The 9,065-nt window shown below is 37.8% G+C and carries 8 protein-coding genes; 3 read left to right on the forward strand and 5 right to left on the reverse strand.

Features of this window, described 5'->3' with window-relative positions; all coding sequences use genetic code 11:
• Positions 1–705 precede the first annotated feature (705 nt).
• Entirely contained in the window at positions 706–1,773 is a 1,068-nt protein-coding gene (gene hemE, locus H4J46_RS07655; RefSeq protein WP_182232933.1) for a uroporphyrinogen decarboxylase, read from the forward strand.
• Positions 1,774–2,028: 255 nt separating this feature from the next.
• Positions 2,029–2,523 (forward strand): hypothetical protein, encoded by a 495-nt coding sequence (locus H4J46_RS07660; protein ID WP_182232934.1) that lies wholly within the window; start codon positions 2,029–2,031, stop codon positions 2,521–2,523.
• A gap of 57 nt (positions 2,524–2,580) precedes the next feature.
• On the opposite strand, the gene H4J46_RS07665 is transcribed toward H4J46_RS07660, so the two are convergent.
• The 3 genes from H4J46_RS07665 to H4J46_RS07675 all read right to left on the reverse strand — a co-directional run bounded on the left by H4J46_RS07665 (position 2,581) and on the right by H4J46_RS07675 (position 5,777).
• Entirely contained in the window at positions 2,581–3,072 is a 492-nt protein-coding gene (locus H4J46_RS07665; protein WP_182232935.1) for a phosphoglycerate mutase family protein, read from the reverse strand.
• 74 nt (positions 3,073–3,146) lie between these two features.
• A complete protein-coding gene (gene sthA / locus H4J46_RS07670) occupies positions 3,147–4,589 on the reverse strand; it encodes a Si-specific NAD(P)(+) transhydrogenase (protein ID WP_182232936.1) in 1,443 nt (480 codons plus the stop codon).
• A 69-nt stretch (positions 4,590–4,658) separates the two neighbouring features.
• Positions 4,659–5,777 carry a fatty acid desaturase gene (locus H4J46_RS07675; protein ID WP_182232937.1) on the reverse strand — a complete coding sequence of 373 codons (1,119 nt, stop codon included), beginning with the start codon at positions 5,775–5,777 and terminating at the stop codon, positions 4,659–4,661.
• Positions 5,778–6,007: 230 nt separating this feature from the next.
• Between H4J46_RS07675 and fabR the strand changes: the two genes are divergently transcribed.
• Entirely contained in the window at positions 6,008–6,664 is a 657-nt protein-coding gene (fabR, locus tag H4J46_RS07680) for an HTH-type transcriptional repressor FabR (protein ID WP_182137408.1), read from the forward strand.
• On the opposite strand, the gene trmA is transcribed toward fabR, so the two are convergent.
• Complete coding sequence (trmA, locus tag H4J46_RS07685; protein WP_182232938.1) at positions 6,645–7,739, reverse strand: tRNA (uridine(54)-C5)-methyltransferase TrmA; 1,095 nt, start codon at positions 7,737–7,739, stop codon at positions 6,645–6,647. The genes fabR and trmA overlap by 20 nt on opposite strands.
• A gap of 392 nt (positions 7,740–8,131) precedes the next feature.
• Positions 8,132–8,578 (reverse strand): RNA-binding protein, encoded by a 447-nt coding sequence (locus H4J46_RS07690; RefSeq protein ID WP_182232939.1) that lies wholly within the window; start codon positions 8,576–8,578, stop codon positions 8,132–8,134.
• Positions 8,579–9,065: the final 487 nt, after the last annotated feature.

The following is a 9,065-nucleotide window of genomic DNA, read 5'->3' on the forward strand; positions in this document are numbered from 1 at the left end:
TTGAAATGCTCGCTATATGGTCTAGTAAACTAGCTTCTTTTTATTAGTTTCTTTATTTTTATTATTATTATTATTATTATTATTTTTGTTTTTATTATTGTTTTTCTTTAGCGCGTGACATTTATAGCAAAGGCTTTTTCTCTGTGCAACAACTTTAATAGAGCATATATTCCACGAATATCTTCGTATAAGTGATGTGTAAACTCTCAACGCTCAGTCTATTTTTCTGTTATCTAGGTGTTGATTAAGCTAAAAGCTAACGCTTTAATAAATTTTCCTTTTTAAAACGGCGTAAAAAATATAAAAAAGTGTTACCGATCAAGTTGTAACGTGACTATGACCTAAGGAAAAAATGTGACTAAAAACACCCCGTCTGGTTAACCACTTAGGAAGTTTGTCAATGTATTTTCACTATTCTATGGCTTTTGCTGCAAAATATAAAAAAAATTTTTTTATATTAGTGAAATTATTTTACTAAAAATGATTGAGCTACTAAAACGGTAACTTATTGAGCTCTGAGCTCTGCTGGCATCTGGCTTTAGCTATGGTGTGCCAATTAAACGTTACGAGAGTATTTTGCTCTATGGCAAAAATAAGGCAAATCTTTTATCAAGACCGTAAGCTTACATAGATTTGATTTGGACATAGATCAATAAAATTTGAAGTGTTAGAATGCGCGCATACAAATAGCGGAGATAAATTTTCATGACTGAATTAAAAAATGATACGTATTTACGTGCGCTATTGCGCCAACCTGTTGATTACACACCTGTTTGGATGATGCGTCAAGCTGGACGTTATTTACCTGAGTATCGTGAAGTGCGCAAAGGGGCTGGCGATTTTATGTCGGTTTGCCGTGATGCTGATTTAGCTTGTGAAGTTACCATTCAACCTTTACGTCGCTTTCCTCTTGATGCGGCGATTTTATTTAGTGATATTCTAACTATTCCTGATGCTATGGGTTTAGGTCTGTATTTTGAAACAGGCGAAGGACCTAAATTTGAACGGCCAATTACCTGTAAAGCCGATGTTGATAAAATTGGTATTCCAGATCCTGAAGGCGAATTGCAATACGTTATGAATGCAGTACGCACGATTAAAAAAACGCTGAACGGTGATGTACCCCTAATTGGGTTTTCTGGTAGCCCTTGGACCCTTGCCACTTATATGATTGAAGGTGCTAGTTCCAAGGCTTTTACTAAAATCAAAAAGATGATGTTCTCAGAGCCAAAAACATTACACTTATTATTAGATAAATTAGCTGACTCAGTTATTTTATACTTAAATGCCCAAATTGCTGCAGGTGTGCAATCGGTAATGGTATTTGATACTTGGGGTGGTGTTTTATCCCCTCGAGACTATAAAGAATTTTCATTGCAATATATGGCGAAAATTGTTGATGGTCTAACTCGTCATAACGATGGCCGCCAAGTGCCAGTGACATTATTTACCAAAAATGGTGGTATGTGGTTAGAAGATATTGTTGCAACAGGTTGTGATGCGGTTGGTCTTGATTGGACCATTGATATTGAAAATGCTAAAGCGCGTGTTGGTGATAAAGTGGCACTGCAAGGTAATATGGACCCATCAATGCTATACGCGCCATTACCGAGAATTGAGCAAGAAGTGTCAAAAATATTAGCAGGCTTTGGTGAGGGTGGCACTGGGCATGTATTTAACTTAGGTCACGGTATACATCCAGATGTAAACCCAGATCATGCGGGCCATTTTATTGAGTCGGTTCATCGTTTGAGTAAGCCATATCATCGATAAGCTGTACTTGTTAGTAATATTATTTTTGCTTTGTTAGCGTAAAGTAATTTAGTTTATTGTATCTAAAGGAGCCTGAGGCTCCTTTTTTTTGCCTTGAAATTATAATGTAATGACCTACCTGTAAAATTCAGCTAGTCAGTTTCTAATCAGTTGCTAAATGGGGTTAAAACAGATTTTTTATATATTTAGGCTTTGGTTATCACTTTTAGATTAAGGTATGCTGAGCTAGTAAATTGATTCTAAATGGACATGAGAATGATCAAAAACAAAAACTTTTTATCTCTGTTGGCAATAACCTTATTACTCAGTGCTTGTGGTAGTAGCTCAACCGATAAGGATGACGCTAAAGCAGATAAAGCTAATGAGACAATAGCGCAAACTGGCCAGGAAACTAGTACCCAGCAGTTGGAGACTACACTTGTTGAGGCACGGGTAAATACTAATAAAGTATTAACAGGTCATTATATGGAAGACACAACAGATAAATTGAAAGAAGGATTTAATGGCTGGCAGCTTGGCCGTGTAAATTTTTTAAACTTAGAAGGTGGCTTTTATGGCATTATTACCGATTCAGGCAGAAAATTATTGCCAATGAATATGGCCAAAGAGTTTGCGCAAAATGGGGCTATTGTTCGTGTCAAAGGCAAAGTAAAAGATGTGATGACCATTCAACAATGGGGTACACCTTTTATGATTACCGATATTGAGCTTATAAAACCAGACAATAAAACCAATGACGTCGACATGTAACCTTAATTAAGCAGCGGTAACAGGCAAGTGACTAGTTATCTTCAGTTTATCGGTAAGTTATTGGCAAATAAGTGGCTGAGTAAATAACGTTAAGGTTTTCCCCTGATCACTGACTTGTATTTGATACAGGTTACGATATTGTTGTTCGGTAAGCTCTGCTACATCGAATTTACTGAGTAATGCCGACAATTGTCGCGTAGTGTTACTGTGACCTACTACTAAGACATTTTCTTTTTGTTTAAGTAACTTCTGTGCAAACTGACTCAGTTCTTTTGGCAAATATTGTTGTATGGCGAGCTGTTGCTGTTTAGCAATGGGCGCTGCTGTTGCCATGGTACGTCGGTAGGCTGTGCTATATACATGTTTGATTTGTGTGTGCTCAAGCATAGTCGCAATTTGCTCTGCTCTTAATTGACCACAAGGGGTTAATTTAGGATCATTCAGCACAGCTTGTTTTTCTGCATGTCGAACTAAGTAAATACTAAAGCTATCTGTAGCAAGCGTTGGTAAAACAAAAAAATACAGCGCAACCAGTAAAGGATATTTCATAATGTTTTCACTTTTATGTCCATAAAAATATGGATTAAAGGCAAAGCGATAGAAGCCTTGCCCTTGGCTTGTGTTTAAAAAAGTCGATTTAGACCATTTAATGCTGCCACCCTAAAGGCTTCTGCCATTGTCGGATAGTTAAAGGTCGTTTCCACAAAATATTCAATGGTATTGCCACCATTAGTTTGTTGCATGATGGCTTGGCCAATATGTATGATTTCTGCAGCATTCTCACCAAAACAATGAATACCTAAAATCTCTTTGGTTTCCCGGTGAAAGAGAATTTTTAATGAGCCGACTAGGTTATTAGATATTTGTGCCCTGGCTAAATGTTTAAATTGCGCGCGGCCCACTTCATATGGAATTTTGGCTGCTGTTAGCTCTTGCTCAGTTTTACCGACAGAGCTAATCTCTGGAATGGTATAAATACCCGTCGGAATATCTACAGTAAGTTTTGCTTTACCATTGCCATCAAGCATTGCGCTGGCGCAAATTCTCCCTTGATCAAATGCTGCACTGGCCAAACTCGGATAGCCAATAACATCACCCACTGCAAAAATACCTTCCACGTCGGTTTGATAAGTATCGCTAACTTTCAATTGCCCACGCCCATCTGCCTTTAAACCCGCATTCTCAAGTTTTAAATCTGCGGTGTTACCTGTGCGACCATTGGCAAATAATAAGCAGTCGGCGCGCATCTTCTTCCCCGACTCTAAATGGACAATAACTGAATCTTTACTGGTCTCAACACGTTCAATTTGTTCGCCGTGGCGAATAACAACGCCGTTATTCCATAAATGATAGCTTAATGAATCTGACATTTCGGCGTCTAAGAATGACAGAAGGCGATCACGAGTATTGATCAGGTCTACTTTGACTCCTAAACCGCGAAAAATACACGCGTATTCGCTACCTATCACACCCGCACCATAGATAATTATTTGGCGTGGCGAATGTTCAAGCGATAAAATACTGTCTGAGTCATAAACTCTCGGATGCGAAAAATCTACATTATCCGGATGATAGGGACGAGAGCCGGTGGCAATTACTATTTGTTTGGCTGTGATAATATCGATTGAACCATCAATACGTAATACTTGGATGGTGTTTGCATCAATAAATGATGCTTCACCGTAAAAATGTTTAACTTGATTACGGTTATAAAAACCGCTGCGCAAATTGACTTGTTTACGAATAACGGCAGATGCGTGACTTAAAATATCTTGAAAGGTTAATTGCTTGGCATGTTGTCCGGCATTAAATAGCGGATTAGAGTTATATTCAATGAGTCGGCTAACCGATTGACGTAACGCTTTTGATGGAATAGTGCCCCAATGAGTACAGCCGCCACCAACATTATGATAGCGTTCAATAATGGCAACACGCTTATCACGCTTAGCTAAGTTCATGGCAGCGCCTTCGCCACCAGGCCCTGTACCTATAATAATAGCATCAAAATCATAGCTTTTAGCAGCGCTTTTTACTTGCTTATTTTCAGCTTGTGCTTGTTTAGTCAACGGTTAACCCTTTAATTCCTGCTTTAAGGAGAAAAATTTTAGCAGGAATTAAATCTAAGGTAACTGTTTTTATGCTAGCTTTTCTACCATATTTTGCCAGCTGCGCTGTTGCTCAGCTAATCTTCGCTTAATTTCTTGGTATTGCGCCATGACCTCTGAATTTTCAACATCAGCCAGTAATTGGTCACGTTTACTGGCAACTAACGCTTTACGTACAGCATAAAATTCGTTGATCTTATGAATTAGCTCATCGTACTCATGTTGCAATCTTTCTAGCATCTGCTCTGCGTCTGGGTGGGCCGCTATCTTTTGTTGGCTACGTAATAAAACCATTGATAAACGTGCCTTTTCAATTTTATCTTCAGGTGTCACACGTAACTTTGACGTCAGTTTTAAGTGAGCGCAGCCTTTAATTAACCATTTTGTCGGATCAAACTGCCACCAACGAATACCATTACGATAGTCGTTTTCGAAGATATGATGGTAGTTATGGTAACCTTCACCAAAAGTAAAAAAGGCTAGAAAGCCATTATCACGAGCGGTGTTTTTTTCAGTATAGGTTTGCTTACCCCAGATATGTGCTAATGAATTAATGAAAAAGGTGGTGTGGTGACTTAACACTAAACGTAAAAATCCAAGCAATAGTAGGCTATTAATTATATCACCATGCCATAAACCAAATAAAATAGGGACACCGAAGTTCATTAATATGGTCAGTAGTAAATAGTGTTTATGTTGCCAAACCACCACCGCATCTTTTTGTAAATCGCGCACGTTGTTATAGTTATTGTAGTGCTCAGGTTGATGATCTCTTAGCATCCAGCCGATGTGTGAGTGCCAAAAGCCCAACTTTGCGGAATAGGGGTCAATATTATTTTTATCAACATGTTTGTGATGAATACGATGATCAGAACACCAATGTAAGGCACTATTTTGCAAAGCAAATGCGCCACCCAGCGCGTAAATCACTCTCAATGACCAATGAGCTTGGTAGGTTTTATGGGACCAAAGTCGGTGATAACCGGCCGTAATCGACATACCGCAATAGATAAAACAAATCGTTGCTGCGGTGATTTCTGTGGCGTCAAAGCCATGAGTGAATGCACGGTAAGGTACTGCTATGGCAGCAAATAAAAAGGTAATGCTAAATACAAAAACATTTAACCAAATAATAGGTGGTTTATTCATTGATTGTCCATCTAAGGTTAATCACCGAAAATTTTTTCGGTGTACACATGTACGCTATTTTTAACTTTACTCGATGCGGAGTCAAGTGTTGATGGCGATTTTTTAGCGAACATAAAGAATACAAATTAGAATATCACTGAGTGGTTAACATCTATTAACTAGTAATATTAACTATTTTCAGTATCATATCAAGCTGGTTACAGGCTGAAATAATTACTAGGTGCATGACGATGAGCGGTATTCGAGCATTACAAAAAGAAAAAACACGTCGACAACTCATCGATGCCGCTTTAGGGCAACTCAGTAGTGAGCGAAGTTTTTCTAGCCTAAGTTTACGTGAAGTAGCAAAAGAGGCAGGCTTAGCGCCAACCTCATTTTATCGCCATTTCTCTGATATGGATGAACTGGGTTTAACCTTAGTGGATGAAGCGGGCTTAACCTTGCGTCAATTAATGCGTCAAGCAAGGCAGCGTATTGACAAAGGGGGGTCGGTGATCCAAATTTCTGTGCGTACGTTTATGGAGTTCATTGAAAGTAACGGCAATATTTTTCGCTTGTTACTACGTGAGCGTTCAGGCACCTCGAAAGCATTTCGTGCTGCAGTTAATCGTGAAATTCGTTATTTTACGCTCGAGCTGTGTGATTATTTACAACAGGCTAATAAACTTGATGCTGAAGTGGCCTATCTGCAAGCAAATGCTGCGGTAACCATTGTTTTTAGTGCCGGCTCTGACGCACTAGATTGTGATAAAAAAGATTTAGCAGAATTAGCACAACGAACAATTAAACAGCTCAGGTTTATTGCTCGTGGTGCATTTGAAATTGGCGTAGGTAATAAAAATCGCAGCGAACAGCGCAGTAGTAGCGCTAAAGACGAGACAAAATAACACCTGTTTCTATATGGTGGGTATAAGGAAATTGGTCAAATAGAGCAAAATGCTCAATTTTATGGGTTTTAACCAATTCAGTTAAGTTATCATGGAGTGTCTCTGGATTGCATGAAATATAGATAATGCGCTCAAAGCGACTCACTAATTCAACACTATCAGGATCTAGCCCTGCTCTAGGAGGATCAACAAGCACAGTTTGATAATTGTAACTGGTCAGATCAAAACCTTGTAATCGCCGAAATACCCGTTCACCATTCATCGCCTGACTAAAGTCCTCACTCGCCATTCGCACGATATCAACATTGTCTAGTTTGTTAGCCACAATATTAATCTGTGCAGACTTGACTGACGTTTTTGATATCTCTGTGCCTAATACCCGATCAAAGTTTTCCGCCAAAGCAATGCTAAAGTTACCGTTACCACAGTAGAGCTCAATTAAATCACCACCAACATTTTTAGTGGCTTGTTGGGCCCAAAGCAACATCTTTTCATTTACCTTAGCATTAGGTTGAGTAAAGCTATTTTCAACTTGCTGGTAATGAAATTCCTTGTTATTCAATGTTAATGTTTCCATAACAAAGTCTTTGTCTAAAACCACTTTTTGCTTGCGAGCTCGACCAATAATATCAACAGGAGCGATTGTCGATAACCGAACTTTTAATTGCTGTGCCTGCTCAATCCATTCTTCATCTAACTGTTTATGATAAAGCAAACTAATCAATACTTCGCCACTAACAGTTGATAGGAAATCAACCTGGAATAAACGTTGACGCAATACTTCGTTAGTTTTTATATCCACTAATAGTGCCAACATAAATTGATTTATAAGCACACTGGCAACAGGAAAGTCATCAACCCGATATTTTTCTTTTGTTTCACTGTTAAACATAATGTAATACAGATCATCACCGTCATGCCAAACTCTAAACTCTGCACGCTGGCGATAATTTAAGCTTGGCGAGGGAAATATTTCAAATGCGGGTAATTCAAACTGAGCAAAATTCTCTGTAATATTTTGCTGTTTTTCGTCAAGCTGCTGTTGATAATTATCGGGATGGATATGACTAAACATTGAAATACCTTGTTGAAAGTGGAGGTCGTTAATTGATGATGAAGTCGAGACTTTAGCGATTAGCCTGCTTTTGTTTATTAAACAACGATTGTATCTTAGGAGCACTGGCTTATTAATCACAGCCGCTAATGAAGCCACTATTTTATAGACTATATATAAGCGTTGATAGACTTTGTGGTCAGTAATATTAAAATATTTGAGTTTAATATTATCAAACGCATAAAGTAATTCCCCCTATTGCTTATATATAGTAGCAAAACAAAAAGCCTGTAAACTTATCATTTACAGGCTTTAATATGACTAGTGAGTAAGAAAGTTAAACTACTTCTGTAAGTTTTATACTCTTTTACTACTTAATTGGTCGGTTCTAACAATCACGTTATGCTGAGGTTTTATTCAACAATTTGCTCTGGTCGTTCTTTTGCTTCACGAACTTTTAATGTTCTTTGCTGAAATTCACTATCATTCAATGATAAAACCGCTTGCTCTGCATCTGCGGCTGATATTTCAACAAAACCAAATCCGCGTCTTTTTCCAGTATGTTTATCTTTCATCAATCTTACTGATTGAACTTGACCATACTCAGAAAACAACTCTCTTACTGCGGCTTCGTTAGCTCTATACGGTAAATTGCCAACATAGAGTGTGCTAATGCTTGTATCAGCTTCTTGTACATTTGTTTCGGCTTTTCCAATTAAGGGCGCGATAAATGCACAAACAAAAGCAACAACGGCAATACTCATACTTGTTAATTCGAATACACTACTGTTAGCTAAAAAATATATAGTAACAGAAAATACTAACGCAACAATTAGCGTTAATGCTTGAGGAGACTTCATAATGGATACCTAATTATTATTTTATAAAAACTTAACTTGCAATTCTATGTTACCCACCTTTTGGTAATGTGCAAGAATAAGTGTGATTTTCATGCAATTTAATCAGGCAAGTATCTATTAAGACTATTAACAGTAAGATTTGCTACCAGTAACCACTATAGAATAGCTCTTTAGTTAATAATCTTGTCTATTATGGCTATTGTAGTCTCCTTATATAGAGGAGAAGTTATAAACCTTGTGATTAAGCAATAAAAAGAACCAGATTTTCATATGACTTTATACTACTCGAATGCTATTTGAACGCTCTTAGGTCAATAAAAGCACCAGCTGTGCAATTAAAAAGCAAACAGTCATTTAATCGTAATTTAATTGATATTAAGGGTTGACGTGAAGCGAGAAATCTCTAGAATGCGCTCCAGTTCCAAGGGGTAACCCAAACGAACGGTTATAATGAGTTATCTAATCTAGCCTAGGCTGATTAAGTTAA

Source organism: Colwellia sp. MB02u-6 (assembly GCF_014077095.1).
Lineage (GTDB): Bacteria > Pseudomonadota > Gammaproteobacteria > Enterobacterales > Alteromonadaceae > Cognaticolwellia.

Coding starts and splice junctions, on each gene's coding strand:
- fabR (WP_182137408.1), top strand. CDS start 6,008: ATGAGCGGTATTCGAGCATTACAAAAAGAAAAAACACGTCGACAACTC.
- H4J46_RS07690 (WP_182232939.1), bottom strand. CDS start 8,578: ATGAAGTCTCCTCAAGCATTAACGCTAATTGTTGCGTTAGTATTTTCT.
- H4J46_RS07665 (WP_182232935.1), bottom strand. CDS start 3,072: ATGAAATATCCTTTACTGGTTGCGCTGTATTTTTTTGTTTTACCAACG.
- hemE (WP_182232933.1), top strand. CDS start 706: ATGACTGAATTAAAAAATGATACGTATTTACGTGCGCTATTGCGCCAA.
- trmA (WP_182232938.1), bottom strand. CDS start 7,739: ATGTTTAGTCATATCCATCCCGATAATTATCAACAGCAGCTTGACGAA.
- H4J46_RS07660 (WP_182232934.1), top strand. CDS start 2,029: ATGATCAAAAACAAAAACTTTTTATCTCTGTTGGCAATAACCTTATTA.
- H4J46_RS07675 (WP_182232937.1), bottom strand. CDS start 5,777: ATGAATAAACCACCTATTATTTGGTTAAATGTTTTTGTATTTAGCATT.